The sequence below is a fragment of the Kitasatospora sp. NPDC002543 genome, assembly GCF_053594915.1.
The window spans coordinates 1-18,779 of sequence record NZ_JBSFWR010000138.1; the positions used below are offsets into that span (position 1 = coordinate 1).

Annotated in this window: 16 protein-coding genes and 1 pseudogene; 7 read left to right on the forward strand and 10 right to left on the reverse strand. The window is 76.7% G+C overall.

Annotated elements, in window-relative coordinates; translation table 11 throughout:
- Positions 1-100: 100 nt before the first annotated feature.
- The 3 genes from lanKC to ACWD4P_RS34820 all read right to left on the reverse strand — a co-directional run bounded on the left by lanKC (position 101) and on the right by ACWD4P_RS34820 (position 4,272).
- Complete coding sequence (gene lanKC, locus ACWD4P_RS34810) at positions 101-2,635, reverse strand: class III lanthionine synthetase LanKC (RefSeq protein ID WP_449782381.1); 2,535 nt, start codon at positions 2,633-2,635, stop codon at positions 101-103.
- An 85-nt stretch (positions 2,636-2,720) separates the two neighbouring features.
- Positions 2,721-3,941, reverse strand: a complete 1,221-nt coding sequence (locus tag ACWD4P_RS34815) for an MFS transporter (RefSeq protein ID WP_449782382.1) — start codon at positions 3,939-3,941, stop codon at positions 2,721-2,723.
- Between the two features lie 154 nt (positions 3,942-4,095).
- Complete coding sequence (locus tag ACWD4P_RS34820; RefSeq protein WP_359827608.1) at positions 4,096-4,272, reverse strand: hypothetical protein; 177 nt, start codon at positions 4,270-4,272, stop codon at positions 4,096-4,098.
- Between the two features lie 339 nt (positions 4,273-4,611).
- Between ACWD4P_RS34820 and ACWD4P_RS34825 the strand changes: the two genes are divergently transcribed.
- From ACWD4P_RS34825 to ACWD4P_RS34835, 3 genes are read left to right on the forward strand one after another with little or no spacing between them, the layout of a single operon-like run.
- A complete protein-coding gene (locus tag ACWD4P_RS34825; RefSeq protein ID WP_449782383.1) occupies positions 4,612-7,728 on the forward strand; it encodes an adenylate/guanylate cyclase domain-containing protein in 3,117 nt (1,038 codons plus the stop codon).
- Entirely contained in the window at positions 7,725-8,645 is a 921-nt protein-coding gene (locus tag ACWD4P_RS34830; RefSeq protein WP_359827605.1) for a S8 family peptidase, read from the forward strand. Before ACWD4P_RS34825 ends, ACWD4P_RS34830 begins: the two co-directional genes overlap by 4 nt.
- Complete coding sequence (locus tag ACWD4P_RS34835; RefSeq protein ID WP_359827603.1) at positions 8,629-9,180, forward strand: GAF domain-containing protein; 552 nt, start codon at positions 8,629-8,631, stop codon at positions 9,178-9,180. The genes ACWD4P_RS34830 and ACWD4P_RS34835 overlap by 17 nt, the downstream gene beginning before the upstream one ends.
- A gap of 116 nt (positions 9,181-9,296) precedes the next feature.
- Here ACWD4P_RS34835 and ACWD4P_RS34840 read toward each other — a convergent pair whose 3' ends face one another.
- The 7 genes from ACWD4P_RS34840 to ACWD4P_RS34870 form a co-directional block, all read right to left on the reverse strand.
- Positions 9,297-10,169: a Vgb family protein gene (locus tag ACWD4P_RS34840; protein WP_449782384.1), complete on the reverse strand. Its 873-nt coding sequence runs from the start codon at positions 10,167-10,169 to the stop codon at positions 9,297-9,299.
- 59 nt (positions 10,170-10,228) lie between these two features.
- Positions 10,229-11,335, reverse strand: a complete 1,107-nt coding sequence (locus ACWD4P_RS34845) for an AI-2E family transporter (protein WP_449782385.1) — start codon at positions 11,333-11,335, stop codon at positions 10,229-10,231.
- Between the two features lie 100 nt (positions 11,336-11,435).
- On the reverse strand, positions 11,436-12,521 hold the full coding sequence (locus ACWD4P_RS34850) for a winged helix DNA-binding domain-containing protein (RefSeq protein WP_449782386.1): 1,086 nt from the start codon (positions 12,519-12,521) through the stop codon (positions 11,436-11,438).
- Positions 12,518-13,222 carry a glycerophosphodiester phosphodiesterase gene (locus tag ACWD4P_RS34855; RefSeq protein ID WP_449782387.1) on the reverse strand — a complete coding sequence of 235 codons (705 nt, stop codon included), beginning with the start codon at positions 13,220-13,222 and terminating at the stop codon, positions 12,518-12,520. The genes ACWD4P_RS34850 and ACWD4P_RS34855 overlap by 4 nt, the downstream gene beginning before the upstream one ends.
- On the reverse strand, positions 13,219-13,680 hold the full coding sequence (locus ACWD4P_RS34860; RefSeq protein ID WP_359827596.1) for a hypothetical protein: 462 nt from the start codon (positions 13,678-13,680) through the stop codon (positions 13,219-13,221). The genes ACWD4P_RS34855 and ACWD4P_RS34860 overlap by 4 nt, the downstream gene beginning before the upstream one ends.
- A 79-nt stretch (positions 13,681-13,759) precedes the next feature.
- Complete coding sequence (locus ACWD4P_RS34865; RefSeq protein WP_449782388.1) at positions 13,760-14,176, reverse strand: TOBE domain-containing protein; 417 nt, start codon at positions 14,174-14,176, stop codon at positions 13,760-13,762.
- Positions 14,177-14,267: 91 nt separating this feature from the next.
- Complete coding sequence (locus tag ACWD4P_RS34870) at positions 14,268-15,452, reverse strand: ROK family transcriptional regulator (RefSeq protein WP_449782389.1); 1,185 nt, start codon at positions 15,450-15,452, stop codon at positions 14,268-14,270.
- A 108-nt stretch (positions 15,453-15,560) separates the two neighbouring features.
- On the opposite strand from ACWD4P_RS34870, the gene ACWD4P_RS34875 reads away from it, so the two are divergent.
- The 4 genes and pseudogenes from ACWD4P_RS34875 to ACWD4P_RS34890 all read left to right on the forward strand — a co-directional run.
- On the forward strand, positions 15,561-16,835 hold the full coding sequence (locus ACWD4P_RS34875; RefSeq protein WP_449782390.1) for an MFS transporter: 1,275 nt from the start codon (positions 15,561-15,563) through the stop codon (positions 16,833-16,835).
- 92 nt (positions 16,836-16,927) lie between these two features.
- A complete protein-coding gene (locus tag ACWD4P_RS34880; protein WP_359831337.1) occupies positions 16,928-17,698 on the forward strand; it encodes a dienelactone hydrolase family protein in 771 nt (256 codons plus the stop codon).
- Between the two features lie 157 nt (positions 17,699-17,855).
- The gene (locus ACWD4P_RS34885) at positions 17,856-18,578 is read left to right on the forward strand and encodes a TVP38/TMEM64 family protein (protein ID WP_449782391.1); all 723 of its coding nucleotides are present in this window, start codon (positions 17,856-17,858) and stop codon (positions 18,576-18,578) included.
- Positions 18,551-18,712, forward strand: a pseudogene (locus tag ACWD4P_RS34890) (DUF6457 domain-containing protein); the annotation flags it as partial. The gene ACWD4P_RS34885 and the pseudogene ACWD4P_RS34890, both read left to right, overlap by 28 nt.
- Positions 18,713-18,779 lie beyond the last annotated feature (67 nt).

The window sequence follows — 18,779 nt, forward strand, 5'->3', positions numbered from 1 at the left end:
ACGCCACACGCCACTACCTAAAGTCACCGGCATTGGGTCTAGGGCGTGTCTGACAATTGGCGTCGCACGCCCGGCGGGAATTGTCAGACACGCCCTAGCGTCACCCCAGGGTCAACAGGTCCAGCACGTCCGCCCGTTCCTCCTCCAGGGCGGACAGCGCCAGCAGCACCCCGGCCGCGCCGGTGTGGAGGTCCGCCGAGAAGCGCCGCAGCCGCATCCCCGGCACCAGCAGCCCCTCCGGCCGGGCCACCAGGTGCCACTGGAGCTTGCGCACCTGCCCGAGCACGGCCTCCCGGGCCGCCGCCCCGCCCAGCCGGTCCAGCGCCAGCGTCAGCCCGACCCGCCCCCGGAACAGCCCCGGCTCGCGGATGAACCCGGGCGCGCAGACCTTTCGCACGTCCGCCAGGAAGGCCTCCCCGCCCGGCAGTTCCGCGTGCTCCAGGAACTCCCGCACCACCAGCGCGATCCCGCTGCTGCCCCGGTCCAGGTAGGCCAGCCGGCGCCCCGCCTCCAGCACCTGAAGGGAGCCGTCGGGCACCCGCACGCAGCGGGCCACCGCCCGCTCCAGCGCCGTGCGCGCGCAGTCCAGCAGCCACCGCTCGCCGGTCCGTCGGTACAGCCGCAGCTGGAGCAGCGCGATGCCCGCCGACCCGTACAGCAGCCCGGCGGCCGCCGGCTCGTCCAGCCCGGGCACCGGAGCGCCGCCCAGCGCCGCGGCCAACTCCCGGGCGTCGTCCAGCGCGTGGGCCAGCTCCCGGGGGCTGTCCAGGGCCTCGGCCAGCCGCAGCCGGGCGAGCGCCGCGCCGGCCCGGCCGCCGAACAGGCCCGCCTCCCGCGCCGGACGGGCGGTGCGGGCCCGTTCGACCAGCTCCGCGGCCGCCTCCGTCCGGCCGATCCGGGCCAGCACCAGCGCGGTGCCGAGCGGGCCGTCGTACAGCCCGCCGGCCCCCGGGCGCCCGGCCCGTCGGCGCACGGCCGCGACCAGCCAGTCCGCGTACTCCTGCGGCCAGTCGGCCCCGGTCCGGTGCAGCGCGTGGAGCACCCCGGCCGCGCCGTGCGCCACGCCCGTGCCGCCGTCGGCGAAGCCGGCCACATCGCCGGGGAAGAGCCGGTCCGGCCGGTCCGGGGTGGCCCCCGCGTGGATGCCCGCGACCAGCTCCCGGCGGGCCGGGCCCAGCGCGGGCCCGTCCAGCAGCTCCCGTCCGCGCCGCTCGGTCACCGACTCCACCGACGGCAGCACCGCTCCAGGGCGCACCGGCCCCTCCTCCGGTCCCAGTCCGAACCACTCACGGGCCCGCCGTTCCAGCGCCGGGAGCTTGCCCGGGTCTCGGTCGGCGAGCTCCATCACCGGCATCAGCAGCATCAGCCAGGTGACCCACAGCAGGTAGCGGTCCGCCTCGGCGCCGTCCAGCCCGGGCGGTACGCGCGGTCCGGCCGCACCGGCCGTCGGCACCCGCCGGTCGTCCAGCGCGGCCGCGTACTCGAAGTCGACCAGCACCACGGAACCGTCCGGCCGGAGCACCACGTTGGCCGGGTGGAGGTCCCCGAACCGCACGCCGCGCGCGTGCAGCGCGCCGAGCGCCTCCTCCAGCCCCGCCACCACCCCGCCCACCCACCGGGCGTACTCGGCGCGCTGCCCGGCGGTGCAGTTCTGGTGCACCAGCGGGTAGCGGCGGATCGCCTCGGCGAACAACTGGACGCCCTCGATGTGCTCCTGCACCAGGAAGGTGTGCTCCCAGACCGTGCGCACCTCGTGCAGCCGGGGCACGCACGCCAGCCCGGCCAGCCGCTCCAGCGCCCACTGCTCGCGCCGCAGCCTGGTCAGCGCGTCCGTCCCGGTGCCGTCCAGCCCGGTGTGCGGGCGGGCCTCGCGCAGCACCACCCGCTCGCCGCCGGGCCGTTCGGCGAGGTAGATGCCGCCGGCGTTGGAGAACTGGAGCACGTCGACGATCCGGTAGGGCAGGTCCCCGCCGGCCGCCGACCGGGCGGCCAGGTACGGGCGCAGCGCGGCCGGCGGCTCGACCCACCCGGGCAGCCGGAAGACCGGCTCGCGCGGGTCCGGCACCAGCGTGCCGGACGGATCCCGCAGGGCCGGGACGGTCCGGCCCGTCGCGTCCTGGCACCACAGCTCGACGAAGGCCCCGTAGCGGGCGTACACCGGGGCGTTCCCGATCCGCAGGTCGGTGAGCACGTACGGCCCGGGGACGCCGTCCAGCGCCTGCGCCAACTCCTCGGCCAGCGTGAGGAACTCGCCCTCGGTGGCCGGGTAGACGGTGATGAACTTGCCGCTGCCGCCCCGGCCCATGTACTTGCCGTTCGTCACCCGCAGCGCCGCGGGGCTGCGCAGGAACTTGAACGCCGTCCGGCGGGCGAGGCAGATCCGCGCGACGGCGGCCAGCGTCCGCTCGGCGCCGTCCGGCGCCGCCGACACGTGCAGCTTCCAGCCCTGCTCCGGCAGGCGGGCGGCGTCGGGCCGCAGCGCCGTCCACAGCCCGCGCCGCTCCCGCCGCCAGCCCTCGGGCGGCTCGCCGAGGCCGAGCGGGTAGCGCTCCGCCCGGTCGCGCAGCCGTCCGGGGGTGTCGTAGTACGTCGGGTCGGCGAGGCAGTACAGCTGGGTCTCGTGGGCGCCGGCCAAGGCGGGCCTCCTGTTCCGGAGTTCGTTCGGGGTCTTCCGGGGCCTTCCGGGGTCTTCCGGGAGCGGGCGGGTCCGGCGGCGGGGTTCAGACGGCCGGGAGCAGCGCCGGTCCGCGCCGGACCGGCGGCGCCCAGGTGACCACGGCCGCGCAGAGCGCGATGGCGAGGGCCAGCACCGCGAAGGTCCGGGTGCCGCCGACCGAGCCGAGCAGGGCGCCGCCGACCAGCGGGCCGAACGGCTGGACCAGGGTGGACAGGAATCCGGCCGCGCTCTGCACCCGGCCGATCCGGTCGCGCGGCGCGGCCAGCAGCATGCCGGAGACGAAGCCGATGCTGGCGACGGTGGACAGGCACATGCAGACCGCGCAGAGCAGCCCGATCAGCAGCGGGGCCCGGGTCAGCACCAGCACCCCGGCGGTCAGCGCGGAGGCCCAGCAGGCCAGCGCGACCAGGCTGCCGTCCCGGGCCCGGGCGCTGAGCCGGGGGGCCAGCAGCGCGCCGGCCAGGGCTCCAGCCGCGGTGCAGGAGACGACGGTGCCGCCGCCCAGGCCGGAGCGGCCGCCGTCGGAGGCCACGGCCAGGGTGGCGAACATCAGGGCGCTGAACGCGAAGTTCATCCCCAGGCCGAAGATCAGCAGCAGGGTGCGCAGGTAGGGCCGGCGCCAGATGAAGGCCAGTCCGGCGGTCAGCTCGGCCCGGCTGAACACCGGTCCGCTCGTCGCGGCGGGCCGTGCGCGGGTCCGGATCAGCGCCACGCAGACCGTGGACAGCAGCAGTCCCACCCCCTCGGCGAGGAACGGGAGCACCGGATGCCAGGCGAACAGCGCCCCGCCGCCGAGCGGCCCGACCAGCCGGGCGGCGGCGCCGCGCGCCTGCATCCGGGAGGAGGCCTCGCGGGCCTGGCCGGTGGGCACCACCGCCCGCAGCAGGGCGCCGGCCGCCGGCCCGTAGGCGCTGGAGATCAGCGCCCCGGCGGCGGCGACCAGCAGGACCAGCGGCAGCGGGGTGCGGCCGCGCAGCACGGCGACGACCAGGGCGGAGACCGCGAGCAGGCTGAGGACGTCGCAGATCCGCATCAGCCGGCGGCGCTCGATCCGGTCGGCGAGCACCCCGCCGGGCAGCATGGTGAGCAGCAGCGCGCCGACCGAGACGGTGCCGATGGCGCCCGCCCGGGCGGCCGATCCGGTCTCCCGCAGGACCAGCAACGGCAGCGCGATCGAGGCGAGTTGGGAGCCGAGCGAGGCCAGCAGTCCGCCGACCCAGAGCAGCCGGAAGTCCCGGTTGCGGGCGAGCGGGGTGGGTTCCATGGCCGTCCTCCGTGGTCGGGTGCCGCCGGGCGCTGCTGTCATCGGGCCGGGGCGGTCCCGTCGCGACGGGACCGCCCCGGAAGCCTTGCGGTGCCGACGGCCGGGGCGGCGGTGCGTCCGCCCCCGCGGACGGCACGGTGTGTCCGGACTCCGGTCAGACCGTGGTCTCGGCGCCGTGGACGTAGCTGATCAGGCTGAAGCAGATGCCGTCGGAGGACTCGCTCTGGATCTTCATCGCCTGGAGGTCCAGGACGTTGGCCACGTGCGCCTCGACCTCCGGGGTCTCCTCGCCGTTCTCGCCGACGTTCTGCTGCTCCATGTTCTCGGCCATGGTCGAACTCCCTTCCGCATGGGGGTGGTCACGGATCCGACGAGCGGAGGCCCGCCGTCGCCCACCATGGTGGGGAGGGCCGGCTGGGCGCGGCTTCGGAGCCGGTTGGGCGCCGGTATGTCCGCAGGTCGGCGTGGTCGCGGCGGCCCGCGCGACCCCCGGCCGGCCCTGCCGGGCAGCCCTCGCACCCCGCCCCACCTGCGGCCATACCGTTCGCCAGGCGTTCCCGAACCGCTCCCGAAGCCCGCCCCGCGACGCTGACCGGGAACGCCCGCGCCCACCCGTTCCGCCCCGCCGCGCACACCCCGCACTGCGAAGGACGACCGAAGGACGGCCACCATGCCCTGCCCACTCTGCGCCCAGCTCGTCGGCACCAACGACCAGTTCTGCCCCTCCTGCGGCACCCCCCGCGCCGCCGCGCTCGACCTGGCCGCCGAGGAGCGCAAGCTGGTCACGGTGGTCTTCTGCGACCTCGTCGACTCCACCGCCCTGTCCGGGACGCTCGACCCGGAGACCCTGCGCGAGGTGATCCTGCGCTACTTCGAGCGGATGCACCGCCGGATCGAGGCGCACGGCGGCACCCTGGAGAAGTTCATCGGGGACGCCGTGATGGCCGTGTTCGGTGTCCCGGTGGTCCGCGAGGACGACGCCCACCGGGCGCTGGCCGCCGCGCTCGCCATGCTGGAGGACCTGGAGGACCTCAACACCGAGCTGGACGCCACCCTCGGGGTGCGCCTGGACGTCCGGATCGGTGTCAACACCGGCCAGGTGGTGGCGGGTTCGGACGCCTCGGCCCGCCAGGCGCTGATCTCGGGCGAGACCGTGAACATCGCCGCCCGGCTGCAGACCCGGGCCGCCCCCGGCCAGGTGCTGATCGGCCCGCAGACGCTGCGCGCGGCCGGCCCGGCCGCCCAGGTCGACGAGGTCGGCCCGCTGCAGCTCAAGGGCAAGGCCGAGCCGGTCACCGCCTACCGCCTGGTCGGCCTGGACGAGGACGACCCGGAGCTGCTGCGCCGCTTCGACGTCCCGCTGGTCGGCCGGGAGCGCGAACTCGACCGCCTGGACGCCGCGTTGGCCCGGGTGGCGGGCGGTGAGGGGGCCGAGCTGCTGCTGGTGTCCGGCGAGGCAGGCATCGGCAAGACCCGACTGGTGCGCGAGTGGCGCGAGCGGGTGGGCCGGCGCAGCGCGCGCTGCGGCACCGCCCGCTGCCGCAGCTTCGGCGAGCAGGGCGTGCTGGCGCCGCTCGCCGAGGCGGTCCGCACACTGCTGGACGAGCCCGAAGGCGCCGCCCCCGCCGAGGCACTGGCCCGGCTGGACGAGGCGACCGCGCCGGGCCTGGACGCCCGCCGCTCGCTGGAGCTGCTGGCCGCGATCCTGCGCGGCCGCACCGTCGAGCGCCCGGCCGTCCTGGTCCTGGACGACTGCCAGTGGGCCGGCCCGGTGCTGCTGGACGCCGCCGAGCTGCTGACGGCCGAACTCGGCACGGCCCCCGTCCTGTTGCTCTGCCTGGCCCGGCCCGAGCTCCCGGCCGCCCGGCCGGAGCTGCCCGCGCTGCTGGTCGGCGGCCTGTCCTGGGACGAATCCGCCCTGCTGGCCGCCCAGTTGACCGAGCTCAGTGCCCACCAGGACGCGGTGCCCACCCGGCTGCTGGAGCGCGCCGAGGGCAACCCGCTGCACCTGGAGGAGCTGCTGGCCGCCCTCACCGAGACCGAGGGCCCCGCCCCGGCCGACGAACTGCCGCCCACCGGACGGGCGTTGCTCAGCGCCCGGATCGACGGGCTGGAGCGCGACGAGCGCGCCACCCTCGACCTCGCCGCCGTCCTCGGCCGCGCCTTCACCGCCGCCGAACTCGCCGAACTCGCCGACGGCGGCAGCGACCAGGACGCCTTCGCCGACCCGCAGGACGACGTCTTCACCGGCCCGATCGACGGCCTGCCCGTCGGCCCGGCCGCCGGCGGCGACGACACCCCGCCCCGGCTGTACGCCGCGCTGGGCCGGCTGGCCGAGCTGCGGCTGGTCGAACCGAACGGCACCGGCTACCGGTTCAGCAGCGGCCTGGTCCAGGAGACGGTCTACCAGTCGATGTCCAAGCGGGCCCGCGCGGAGCGCCACGAGCGCGCCGCCGACCTGCCCGCCGTCCGCTCCACCGGGGACGCGTCCGTCGGCGGCCACCTGGAGCGCGCCCACCGCTACCGGCTCGAACTCGGGCTGCTGGACACCCGCACCGACGTGCTGCGCACCCGCGCGGCCGCCGCCCTCGGCGCCGCCGGGGCCGGAGCCCTGGCCCGCGCCGACCTGCCCGCCGCCACCGACCTGCTGGAGCGCGCCGTCCGGCTGCACTACCCGGGCGAGCGCGCCGCGGGGCCCGCGCTGCGCCGCCTCGGCGAGGCCCGGCTGGCACTCGGCCGCACCGAGGAGGCACTGCCCGTCCTCGCCCAGGTGCGGGACGCGGCCGCCGACCCGCTGGACGCCGCGCACGCCCGGCTCGCGCTGGCAGGCCGCGGCCTGCCGCCCGGCCCGGACCAGCCCGCCGCGACCGCCCGCGCCGTGCTGCCGCTGTTCACCGACACCGGGGACGACCTCGGCCGGGCCCGGGCCTGGCTGCGGCTGGCCGAGGAGCACCTGCTGGCCGGCCGGCACGCCGACGCCGAGCAGCTGCTGGACGAGGCCCTCGACCGGGTCTGCCGCACCGACGCCGAACTGGACCGGGCCGCCGTCCTGGCCGCGCTGGCCGCCTCGCTGCTGGCCGGCCCCGCGTCCGTCCCCGACGCGACCTTCCGGCTGCGTGCCCTGCTCGCCGAGCACGGCACCGGCCGGCGGACCGTCCGGATCGCGCTGAACGGCCCGCTGGCCGTCCTGCTGGCGCTGCGCGACCGCCCCGAGGAGGCCGAGCTGCTGCTCGCCGAGGCCAACGGCCTGGCCGGGGAGCTGTCGCTGGCCGAGGCCATGGTCGCGCTGCCCGCGCTGACCGCCCAGGCGGCGGCCGCGCTCGGGCAGAGCGGCCAGGCGCTGGACCTGCTCGCCGACGCCGCCGAGATCGCCCGCCACCAGGGCAGTGCCGCCCCGCTGCCGCGCCTGGCCCTGACCACCGCCCGGGTCCTGCTGGACACCGACCGCCCGGCCCAGGCCGCCCGGCACCTGGACGGCGCGGACGCCGTCGCCGCGCTGCCGCCGGTGCTCGCGATCGAACTGGACGCGCTGCGCGGCCGGCTCGCCGCCGCCCGGGGCGAGGCGGCACCGGCGCTGGACCTGACCGCCGCCGCCCTGGCCGGCGCCGAGGCCACCGAGTCGCTGCTGCTCCAGGCGCTGACCGCGCTCGACCGGGCGCACGCACTGCTGCTGCTCGACCGCCCCGCCGAGGCCGCGGTCGTCGCCGCCACCGCCCGGGACCGGTTCGCCGCCAAGGGCCACCTGCCGGGTGTGCGGCGCGCCGAGCGGCTCGGGGGCACCCGGTGAGCGGCCCGGCCGGCCTCACCTGGAGCCTGCGCGACCGTGGCCCCGCCGACCTCCCGGTGCTCGCCGACGCCGTCGCCCCCGGCGAGGAGGGCGCCGGCGAGGGCGGTGGCACCGGCAAGGGCGTGCGGGTCTGCGTGGTCGACTCCGGGGTCGAGCCCGACCACCCGCTGGTCGGGCCCCTGCAGGGCTCCTGGGCGGTGGTCAAGGACCCCGTCACCCGGGAGCTCGCCGTCCGGCCCGACACCGCCGGCGACACCTGCGGGCACGGCACCGCCTGCGCGGGCATCATCCGCCGCACCGCCCCGGACTGCGAGCTCTACAGCGTCCGGGTCCTCGGCGAGCGCTTCACCGGCACCGGCGACATGCTGATCGCCGGGCTGCGCTGGGCCGTCGACCAGGGCTTCGACGTGGTCAACCTCAGCCTCTCCACCACCCGGACCCGCTTCCTGGAGCAGCTGCACGCGATCGCCGACGACGCCTTTTTCGCCCGCACCGCGATCGTCGCCTCCGCCCACAACACCCCGGTGGAGAGCTACCCTTGGCGGTTCTCCTCGGTCATCTCGGTGGGCAGCCACCAGGAGGACGACCCGCGGCTGCACCTGTACAACCCGGAGCCGCCGGTGGAGTTCTTCGCCCCCGGCCAGAACGTCCGGGTGCCCTGGCTCGGCGGCGCCACCATCCGCACCACCGGCAACAGCTTCGCGACCCCGTACGTGGCGGGGCTCTGTGCCCGCATCCTGTCCCGGCGGCCGCGGCTGACCACCTTCCAGCTGAAGAGCGCGCTCTACCTGACCGCGGCCAACGTCCGGGTCCCCGCCGCCGTCCCCGACGGTTCCGCCGTCCGCGTTCCCGCTCCTGACACCGTCCTGGTTCCTTCCACCCCCACCCCGGAGGCGCCCGATGACCCTCAGCACTGACCCCGCCGTCGACCCGCTGGCCCGCGAGCTGCTCCAGTCGGTGGTGGACGTCGCCCGGGCGATCTTCGGTGCCCAGGCCGGCTCGGTCTGCCTGCTCGACGAGACGGCCGGGGAGCTGGTCTTCCAGGCCGTCTCCGGGCGCGGCGAGGAGTCGCTGGTGGGCCGCCGGTTCCCGGCCGGCCGGGGGATCGCCGGCTGGGTGGCCGCCTCCGGCGAGCCGATGGTGGTCGACGACCTGGGCGCCAACCGCACCTTCGACCGGGACTTCGCCGAGTCCACCGCGTACGTCCCGACCGCCCTGATGGCCGCCCCGCTCACCCACGGCAGCCGGGTGCTCGGCGTCCTGGAGGTGCTGGACCCGGCCCCGCAGGCCCGCGCCAGCCTGCCCGAACTGGACCTGCTGGCGATGTTCGCCCGCCAGGCGGCGGCCGCCCTGCGGGTGATCGCCGAGCGCTCCCCCGCCCCGGAGCCGACCCCGGACCGTGCCGCCGCCCTGGGGCTGCTGGCGGACCTGGAGGAACTGCTGCGCCGTTAGCGGCCCGGCCGGGCGCGCCGCTGCGCCGTCGGCCGCCCAGCCGCCCAACCGCTCAGCCACCCAACCGTTCAGCCGTTCAGCCACCCAACCGTTCAGCCGTTCAGCCGTTCAGCCGTTCAGCCGTTCAGCCGGGCGAGCTGCCCGCGCTCCAGCGCGGCGTACACCGTGCCGTCCGGGGCGACGGCGATGCCGTGCGGCTCGGCGCCCTCGCCCGGGATCGGGTGGCCGTCGAGCCGCCCGTCCGGGTCGAGCACCCCGATCCGGCCGGCGCCCCACTCGGTGAACCAGAGCCGGCCGTCCGGGCCCGCCGTGATCGCGTGCGGCTTGGCCGAACGGTCGGCCAGCGGGTACTCCGTCACCTCGCCGTCCACGGTGATCCGCCCGACCAGCCCGCCGCCGATGCCGACGTACCAGAGCGCGCCGTCGGCCCCGGCGGTGATCCCGACCGGCGCGGTGCCCTCGGTGGGCAGCCGGTGGACGGTCACCGCGCCGTCCGTGCCGACCCTCGCCACCGCGTCCGCCTGGTTGAGCGTGCACCACAGCGCCCCGTCCGGGCCCGTGGTGAGCAGCGAGGGGAACGCCCCCTGGAACGGCAGCGGGTGCTCCGTCACCTCGCCGCGCACGGTGATCCGCCCGACCCGGTCGACGTTCAGTTCGGTGAACCAGAGCGCCCCGTCCGGCCCGGGGGCGATCCCGTACGGCCCGGGGTCGACGCCCGGCACCGCGAAGGAGGCCGTCCTCCCGTCCGGGTCGATCCGTCCGATCCGGTGGTCGCGCATCCGGCTGAACCAGAGCGCCCCGTCGGGCCCGGCCGTGATCACCGCCGGCCCGCACCCCGGCGCCCCGAGCCCGAAGCGTTCCACCGCCCCGTCCGGGCCGAGCCGCCCGACCTCCCCGGCGTGCACCAGCGTGAACCAGACGCCCCCGTCGGACCCCACGGCCACTCCGTACGGCCCGGCGCCCGTCTCGGCCACGTCGATCAGTTCCATCCAGCCCCTCCCGAGCACTATCGCGACTCATGTCGCATTAGCGATGCTCGCACACCGTCTCACGGCCCGGCAACCGCTTTCTCCGCCCGGTCCCGGTCGCCCCGCAGCACCGTGACGACGCCCATGGCGGCGGCGCAGACCGGCACCGCGAGCAGGGCGCCGATGATCCCGGCGATGCCGGAGCCCGCCACCACGGCGACCATGATGGTGGCCGGGTGCAGCTCCACCGTCCGGCTCTGGATGACGGGCTGGAGGATGTTCCCCTCGATCATCTGCACCGCGAGCACCACCCCGAGCGCCCAGAGCGCCGTGCCGAGACCGCCGTCCGCGAGCGCCACCAGGACGGCGACCGTGCCGGACAGGAAGGCCCCGACGAACGGGATGTACGCCCCCATGAACACCAGCGCGCCGAGCCCGGGGGCACCCGGCACGCCGAGGGCGACCAGGCCGACGGTGATGAACCCGGCGTCGATCAGGGCGATCAGGGTGGTGCCCCGCATGAACCCGGCCATCGCGTCGAAGGCCCGCTCGGCGCAGGCGATCACCGTCGTGGCGCTGCGCTCGGGCAGGTAGGAGCGGATCGCGTCGCCGGTGCGGTGGCCGTCCCGGAGGAAGAAGAACACCAGGGCCAGCGACAGCACCGCGCCGGCGATCAGCTGGGTGAGCAGGCCCAGCCCGGAGAGCACCCCGCTGGTGAGCGTGGAGACCAGCGAGTTGGTCTCGCCCTTGGCGTTGCTCAGCGCGTGCTGGATCTTCGCCCCGAGCGGGCCCAGCCAGTCGGCCAGCCGCTCCCCGGCCTCCTGGAGCGAGGAGGCGATCTGCGGGGCGCTGTGCACCAGGGAGTTGACCAGCAGGGCGATCACCCCGCCGACCGCGGCGACCAGCACCGTGCAGGTCAGCCCGGCGGCCAGCCCGCGCCCCACGCCCCGGCGCACCAGCCAGGGCACCACCGGGTAGAGCAGCGAGGCCCCGAGCAGCGCCAGCACGAACGGCACCGTCGCCGCCCGCAGCTCGACCAGCGCGAACACCACCAGCGAGGCGACGGCGATCAGCAGGATCACCGCCACCGACCAGGCCGCCGCCTGCCGCAACCCGGGCGGCAGCATCAGGTACGGCCTGCGGTGGTCCGGCTGCCGCTGCTCGCCGGGCGCGCGCTCCACGGTCACGGCCACCTCCGCCGGGGGTCGTCGACGTTTCCGAACCGCCCCAGCTCAGCAGAGGTTCCGACGGCCCGCGCGGCGGATCGGCCGGGAGCACCCGAACGGGCTACCCGGGCGTCTCGAAGCGCACGGTCCCGCCCCCGCCGGCGAAGGCCAGCACCCGCTCCGCCTCGGCCCCCGCCGCCTCCCGGTCGGCCGGCCGCAGCGGCGCGAACGGGACGACGGCCACCTCCCGCTCGCCGGCCGCCCGCCACGTCCCGGCGACCAGCCCGTCCACGAGCAACGTGCCGTGCACGATCCCGTTCCGGGTCATCACCCGGTCCTTGTACTCCTCGGGCAGCACCCGGGTGCGGTCCGCGTGGGAGAGCAGCAGGTTGTCGAAGGGCGCCACCAGCCGCACCGGCGCCGGGGTGTCCGGGTCGGGGCGGGGCGCCTCGGGCAGGTCGTACAGCTGCCGGCCGTGCTCGTCCCGGAAGGCCGCCAGCCGCGGCGCGAGCCGGCGCAGCACCGGGGCGAGGCCGCCGAGGCCGCTCCACTTGCGCAGGTCGGCGGCGGAGGCCGGGCCGAAGGCCGCGAGGTAGCGCAGCACCAGGTCGTCCGGGCAGGGATCGGGGTCCAGCGGACGGCCGAGCCAGGCCTCGGCGGTGGTGTGGGCCGCCGGGCCGCTCCGCCCCCACAGCCCGCGCGGCGGGACCTGCACCAGCGGCAGCCGGCACCGGGCGGCCTGGGCGAGGGCGGCCGGGTCGCGGTCCGGACGGCTCGCGGCCAGCAGCGCACCGAGCTGCTGGAAGGTGCGCGGCTCCGCCTCGACCAGTGCGCGGGCCTCGGCGGCGAGCGCGTCCAGGTCAAGTCCGGCGAGCCGCCGGCCGTAGGTGGTGCGCAGCGCCTGGTCCAGCATCGGCTGGAGCAGCGGGCGCAGCGTCAGGCAGTCCTCGGCGGTGACCAGGTGGATGGTGCCGCGCTGGAGGGCGATCCGGACCACCGCCCGCTGCTCGATCAGTGTGCTCAGCCGCTCGGGCGCGAAGCCGTCGAGCCGGGCGAGCAGGCCGAGGTAGGGCGGCTGGGGCGCGGCCTGGGCCTGGAGGCCGCCGAGGTGGTGGATGACCGCGGCGGGCGACCGGTCGGTGCGGGTGAGCAGGTGCTGACGGGCCAGCAGGGCCCGGCCGAGCGCCCGGGTGCCGAGCACGGTCACCGGCGGCCGTCCAGCACCGAGCGCAGCACGTCGATCCGGTTGGAGGTGATGGAGGCGACGCCGGTCTCGCGCAGCCGGCGCATGGTGCGGCGCAGGTCGGCGGTCCAGGTGGAGACGGCGAGCCCCTGGTCCGCCGCGGCGGCGGTGAACTCGGGGGTGACCAGGCCGAACGGCGGGTTGAGGTAGCGCGGGCGCAGGTCGTCCAGCAGGGCGCGCGCCGGCATCCGGGGCTGCTTCCAGGTGAGCGCGATCTCGGCGTCCGGGCTGAGTTCGCGCACCGCGAGCATGGCGGTGGTGGGCCCGCAGAAGGCGACCGACCGTTCGACCCCGAGCCCGGTGACCACCGACCAGGTCGCGGCGACCGGCCGCGCGTCGTCCAGGTCGATCAGCAGTCGGCGGCCCTCGGCGGCGGCCACCGCCTTGACCGCCTCCGCGAGGGTGGGCACGACGAGCGGGCCCTGCCGCAGCTCCTCCAGCTGTTCGGCGGTGACCCGGTCGATCGGCCGCGGGTCGCCCCAGAGCCGTTCCAGGGTGCGGTCGTGCAGCAGGACGGGCACCCGGTCGCGGGTGAGCTGGACGTCCACCTCGACGGCGTCGGCCCCCGCGGCGAGCGCGGACTCGACGGAGGGCAGGGTGTTCTCGCGGAACCGGTACGGGTCGCCCCGGTGGGCGACGGCCAGCGGCTTGGCGGCGGCGTTCATCGGATCCTTCCGGAGAGCCAGGGGGTGAGGTCGCGGGGGCCGATGGCCTCGCGGTGGCTCGGTTCCCCCGGGACGGTGACGATCAGCGTGGTGGACGGCGGGAAGGTGCGCGCCCTGACGTGCACCAGGTCGGACCAGACGGCGTTCAGGAAGCCGGGGACGCGGTCGCGGTCGACGTCGAAGGCGATGCCCTCGACGGTCACGGCGGCCTCGTCGTGGGTGAACAGCCGGACGGTGACGGCGGGGCGGCCGTCGAACTCCAGCAGCGCCTCGTGCGGGAGGGCGTCGTCCAGGTCCCCGTCGAGGCCGCCGCCCGTCCGCTCCGGGCCGACCAGCCCGGCGAAGGTCCGGTCGTGGCCGATGTCGTGCTGGGCGCGGACGGTGCGGCCGTGCCGGGCGGCCACGGCCTCGATCGCGAGCACGGCGCTCTGGGTGGTCGGCAGGTGCGGGGGTGTCATCCGGGCCTCTCGTTCGGTTCCGGGGCTCGTGGCGGGCGTCCGGGAGCGGGCGTCCGGAGGTGGGCGTCCCGCCGGGCTCTCAGCGTCGTTCGACCATCACGTTGGTGGACTTGATGACCGCCGTGGCGGGTGCGCCGGGGACCAGGTTCAGCTCCTCCGCCGAGTCCCGGCTGATCAGCGACACCACCCGGAACGGCCCGGCCTGGATCTCCACCTGCGCGGCCACGTCGCCGAGCCGCACGTCGGTGACGATCCCCGGGAAGCGGTTGCGCGCGGAAGACGGCCGGCCCTCCGCCTCGGCGTTCTCCGGCCGGGCCAGCTCCCGGGCGAAGGCGGCGAGCTCGGCCCCCGGGATGATCCGGTGCCCGTGCTCGTCCCGCGCGGCGGCGACCCGCCCGGCGTCCACCCAGCGCCGCATGGTGTCGGCGCTGACGCCGAGCAGCGCCGCGGCCTCGCCGATGCGGTACGGGTTGGCCGGCACCTCGGGCTGGCCCATGTGCGTCTCCTGACGGTGGTTCCGGGTCCGGGGGCGGGCGCCCCCGCGCCATCCTGCCGTACCGGCGGCGGGGGTGATCACGCGAGGGCCGTCACGGCTCGCCGAAGAGGTCGCGCCGGGCCGCGTCCCCGGCGGTGAGCACGGCTCCGGCGAGCACCGCGCCGCCGCCGGCCGTGCCGGCCCGCACCTCGGTGCGCAGCGGGGAGAGCCGGGCCAGCCGCCGCTGCACCCGGCCGGCCAGCTCCGGGCCGCCGGCCCGGCCGATCTCGCCGCCGAGCACCACGCAGCCCGGGTCCAGCACGACGCAGACGCTCGCCGCGCCGATCGCGATCCGCTCGGCGAGTTCGTCCAGGAAGCCCTCGCCCCCGGCGCCGGCCGCCAGGGCGGCCCGTACCGCGGCCTCGGCGGCGGGGGCGTCCCCGGCCGGGGCGGCGGGCAGCCCGTGGGCGCGGGCCAGCGCGCAGACCGCGGCGCTGCCGACCAGGCCGTGGAAGCCGCCCTCGCAGCTGTCGGCGCTGGGCAGGCCGGCGGTGCCGGGGACGGGCAGGAAGCAGATCTCGCCGGTGCCGCCGGAGGAGCCGCGGCGCAGCCGCCCGTCCAGGATGACGGCGGCGCCGACGCTGTGGCCGAGCCAGAGCAGGACGAAGGTGTCGCGGTCGCGCGCGGCGCCGACCCGGTACTCGGCCCGCCCGGCGAGGTTGACCTCGTTCTCCAGGATCACCTCGCTGCCGGGCAGTTCGCGCAGGGCGGCGAGGAGTTCGGCGTGCCAGGCGGGGAGGTTGCCGGTGCTCTGCAGTCGTCCGGTGGCCGGGGCGACCAGTCCGGGGGCGCCGACCGCGACGGTGTGCAGCCGCTCGACGCCGACGCCGCTCGCGGTGTCCCGCAGGACGGAGACGATCGACGCGGCGGTGTCCGGTCCGCCGTCGCCCTCGACGGGGACCTCGGCGGTGGCCAGGCTGCGGCCGGCGAGGTCGGCGACGACCAGGCTGACGCCGCCGGAGCGGACGTCGAAGGCGGCGAGGTGGGCCCGGGAGGCGACCAGCGCGTAGAGCCGGGCGTTGGGGCCGCGCCGCTGTTCACCGCGCTCGCCGACGACGGCCACCAGACCGGTGCGCTGGAGGCGTTCGAGCAGGTCGGCGACGGTCGGCCGGGACAGCCCGGTGAGGTCGCGCAGCTCGGTCGCGGTCAGGGGGCCCTGTTCGAGCAGGAGGTTGAGCGCCAGCCGGTCGTTGATCGCCCGGGCGGTACTCGGCGTGGCCGTACGCGCGGTGGTCATGGCAGATCATCCTTCCAGAGCATTTCTATCAGGGTCCCTTCCTGATAATTTATCGACCGTCACCGCAGACCGTCGCGCCCCGCACCGTGCGACCGGGAGGGAAACCGCATGACCGGGACCACCGCACCACCACCGGAGCCGCTGACCGCACCACGCCGGGCCCGGGCGAGCATCGCCCTGGTGTTCGGCGTGCACGGGGCCGTCGCCGGCAGCTTCGTCACCCGCATCCCCTGGATCCAGCACCACCTCCACCTCTCGACCGGCCAGCTCGGCCTGGCCCTGGTCATGCCCGCCATCGGCTCCTCCCTCGCCATGCCGCTGGCCGGCCGGTTCGTCCACCGCTACGGCGGCCGGGCCGCCGTGCGCGGGCTGCTCTCCCTCTACTGCCTGGCCCTCGCCCTGCCCGCGCTCGCCCCCTCACTGCCCGTCCTGTGCGCGGCCCTGCTGGTCTACGGGGCCACGGCCGGGATGGCGGACGTCGCGATGAACGCCCAGGGCGTGGAGATCGAGGAGCGGCTCGGCCGCTCGATCATGTCCGGCCTGCACGGGATGTGGAGCGCGGGCGGCCTGCTGGCCTCCCCCTTCGGCATCCTCGCCGCCCACCTCGACCTCGACGCCCGGCTCCAGCTGGCCGTCACCGCGCTGGTCCTGCTCGTCCTCGCCCAGTTCGCCTGCCGCGGACTGCCCGACATCCGGGCGCACGAGGGCGCGGAGGAGCCGCCGCGGTTCGCGCTGCCGCCGCGCAGCTCGCTGGTGATCGGGCTGGTCGGCTTCTGCGCGGTCTTCGCCGAGGGCGCCTCGATGGACTGGAGCGGCGTCTACCTGCGGGACGTCACCGGCGCCTCGGCCACCGTCGCCGCCGTCTCGTACACCGCCTTCTCGCTCACCATGGCGGCCAGCCGGCTCGCCGGGGACGCGGCGATCCGCCGCCTGGGCGCCGTCCGCACCACCCGCGTCGGCGGGGCCGTCGCCACCGTCGGCGGCCTGCTGGTGGTCGCCGCCGACAGCCCCGCGCTGGCCATCCCGGGGTTCGCGCTCATCGGCATCGGCATCGCGGCGATCGTCCCGCTCGCCTTCGCCGCGGCCGGGCGGATCGGCACCAACCCCAGCCAGGCCATCGCGGGCGTCGCCACCGTCACCTACACCTCCGGGCTGATCGCCCCCGCGGTCATCGGCGCCCTCGCCCAGGCCACCTCGCTGACCGTCTCCTTCGGACTGGTCACCGCGCTCGCCTGCGCCCTGATGCTGAGCGCCGGGGCCCTGCGGCTCGCCGAGCGGCCCCCCAGCGAAACGAACGGGGCCGACGGAACGAACGGGGCCGGGGAAAACGTGACCGCACCGTCACCGGAAAAGCCTTCCGGAAAAGATCTCTCCGCGATATGATGGGGAATTCCCGAGAGAATTCCCCGCTAGGGTTCCGAACCGTCGGGCGCGCCGCGCCCGGCGGTTTTCGCGCTCCCCGAGAGGGATTCCCCGTGTGCTACGACCCGGACGCTGCCCCGCCCACCCTCGGCCCCGCCCTGTGGCCACTGGCCGAGGCCACCGCACTCACCCTGACCTCGGCCGACGGCACCCGGTTCGGCGCCTTCCTGGCCCGCCCGGAAATCGCCACCGGGGCCGGCGTGCTCGTCCTGCCGGACAACAGGGGCCTTTCCCCGTTCTACCGGCAGACCGCCGCCCGGCTCGCCGAACAGGGCCACCCGGCACTCGTCCTCGACTATTACGGCCGCACCGCCGGCGCCCACCCGGAAAAGCGACCGGCGGAATTCGGCGAACCGCCGAACCTGCTCCCCCACCTGCTCGCGCTCACCCCCGAGGGGCTGGACGCCGACATCACCGCCGCGCTGGAGCGGCTGCGCGCCACCGGGCCCGCCGAGGTGATCGCGCTCGGCTTCTGCTTCGGCGGCCGGCAGGCCTTCCGCACCGCCGCCCCGCGCTTCGGCCTGGCCGGCGCCGTCGGCTACTACGGCTACCCGGACACCATCAACGGCGCCCCGGGGCCCACCCAGCTCGCCGCGGAGCTGACCGCCCCGATCCTCGCCTTCTGGGGCGGCGCGGACGAGCACATCCCGGCCGACACCGTCGAGGCCTTCGACGCGGCCCTCACCGAGGCCGGCTGCCCGCACGAGTTCGTCGGCTACCCGGGCGCGCCGCACAACTTCTTCGAGCTCGCCGCGCTCGAACACGCCGACGCGGCCCGGGACTCGTGGCGACGCCTGCTCGGATTCCTCGCCCGGGCGCGGTGAACCCGCGCGGCGACCCCCGGCGGCGGACCCGCGCGGCGACCCCCGGCGGCGGACCCGCGCGCCGCACCGTGAACGCCCACCGCGGCCCGGGCCCCGACGCACGGCCGAGCCGGCGCCCGGCCCGCGGGCCGCCCCCGGCACCGGTTAGGCTCGGCCGGTGTCCGCGCCCGATTCCGCTTCCGTGCCGCCCGTCGCGGCCGTTCCCGTGCCGCAGGCGCCCGCCGCCGCGCCGCGCTCCCCGTGGTGGCGGTTCGCGCTGCTGGTGGCGGTGCTCGCGGCGGCGGCCGGCTCACTGCTGCTGTGGAGCCCGACCGAACTGCTCTCCGGCGGGCTGGCCGACCGGCTGCCGGGGTACTGGTTCGGCCCGCTGTTCGCCCTGGTCTACGCGGTGGGCACGCTGGCCTTCGTGCCCCGGCCGGCGCTGAACGCGGTGGCCGGACTGCTGCTGGGCATCCAGCAGGGCGTGCTGCTGGCGGTGGCCGGCACGACGGTGGGCGCCGCGCTGGCCTTCGCGCTCGGCCGGGGCCTCGGGCGCGAGGCGCTGCGCCCGTACCTGCGCGGGAAGGTGCTCGGGGCGCTGGACCGGCGGTTCACCGAGCAGGGCTTCCGCAGCGTCCTGGTGCTGCGGCTGCTGCCGGGCATGCCGTTCCAGGCGGCCAACTACGGCGCGGCGTTCTCCGGGGTCCGCTTCCTGCCGTTCGTGCTGGCCACCGCGATCGGCGTGGTGCCGACCACCGCGGTGTACGTCACGGCGGCGGCCAGCGCGGGGCGGCCGGGCTCGGCGGCCTTCCTGCTGTCCGCGGGGGTGATCGCCCTGCTGGTGCTGGGCAGCGTGGTCGGCCTCTGGCGCGCGGCCGTCGCCCGCCGGCGGCGCCACTGACCTCGTTCCTGGTCGGCTATGCCGCCGCGCAGGCGGGCGGCGAGCCCGAGGCTGTCGCCGAGGCGAACCGCAGGGTGACGGCGCTGGCCGAGCGCTGGGCTGCCGAGCCCGAGAACGGCGCGGGGACCGCATGACCCCGGCAGGCACGCACACTCTGGACGGGACCGGGACGGCGGGAGTGACAGCAGACGCCCACCTGGC

Bases quoted from the DNA above. Each gene is read 5' to 3' on its own strand.
- ACWD4P_RS34815 (WP_449782382.1), bottom strand. From the start codon at position 3,941: ATGGAACCCACCCCGCTCGCCCGCAACCGGGACTTCCGGCTGCTCTGG.
- ACWD4P_RS34820 (WP_359827608.1), bottom strand. From the start codon at position 4,272: ATGGCCGAGAACATGGAGCAGCAGAACGTCGGCGAGAACGGCGAGGAG.
- ACWD4P_RS34825 (WP_449782383.1), top strand. From the start codon at position 4,612: ATGCCCTGCCCACTCTGCGCCCAGCTCGTCGGCACCAACGACCAGTTC.
- ACWD4P_RS34835 (WP_359827603.1), top strand. From the start codon at position 8,629: ATGACCCTCAGCACTGACCCCGCCGTCGACCCGCTGGCCCGCGAGCTG.
- ACWD4P_RS34840 (WP_449782384.1), bottom strand. From the start codon at position 10,169: ATGGAACTGATCGACGTGGCCGAGACGGGCGCCGGGCCGTACGGAGTG.
- ACWD4P_RS34855 (WP_449782387.1), bottom strand. From the start codon at position 13,222: ATGAACGCCGCCGCCAAGCCGCTGGCCGTCGCCCACCGGGGCGACCCG.
- ACWD4P_RS34860 (WP_359827596.1), bottom strand. From the start codon at position 13,680: ATGACACCCCCGCACCTGCCGACCACCCAGAGCGCCGTGCTCGCGATC.
- ACWD4P_RS34865 (WP_449782388.1), bottom strand. From the start codon at position 14,176: ATGGGCCAGCCCGAGGTGCCGGCCAACCCGTACCGCATCGGCGAGGCC.
- ACWD4P_RS34870 (WP_449782389.1), bottom strand. From the start codon at position 15,452: ATGACCACCGCGCGTACGGCCACGCCGAGTACCGCCCGGGCGATCAAC.
- ACWD4P_RS34875 (WP_449782390.1), top strand. From the start codon at position 15,561: ATGACCGGGACCACCGCACCACCACCGGAGCCGCTGACCGCACCACGC.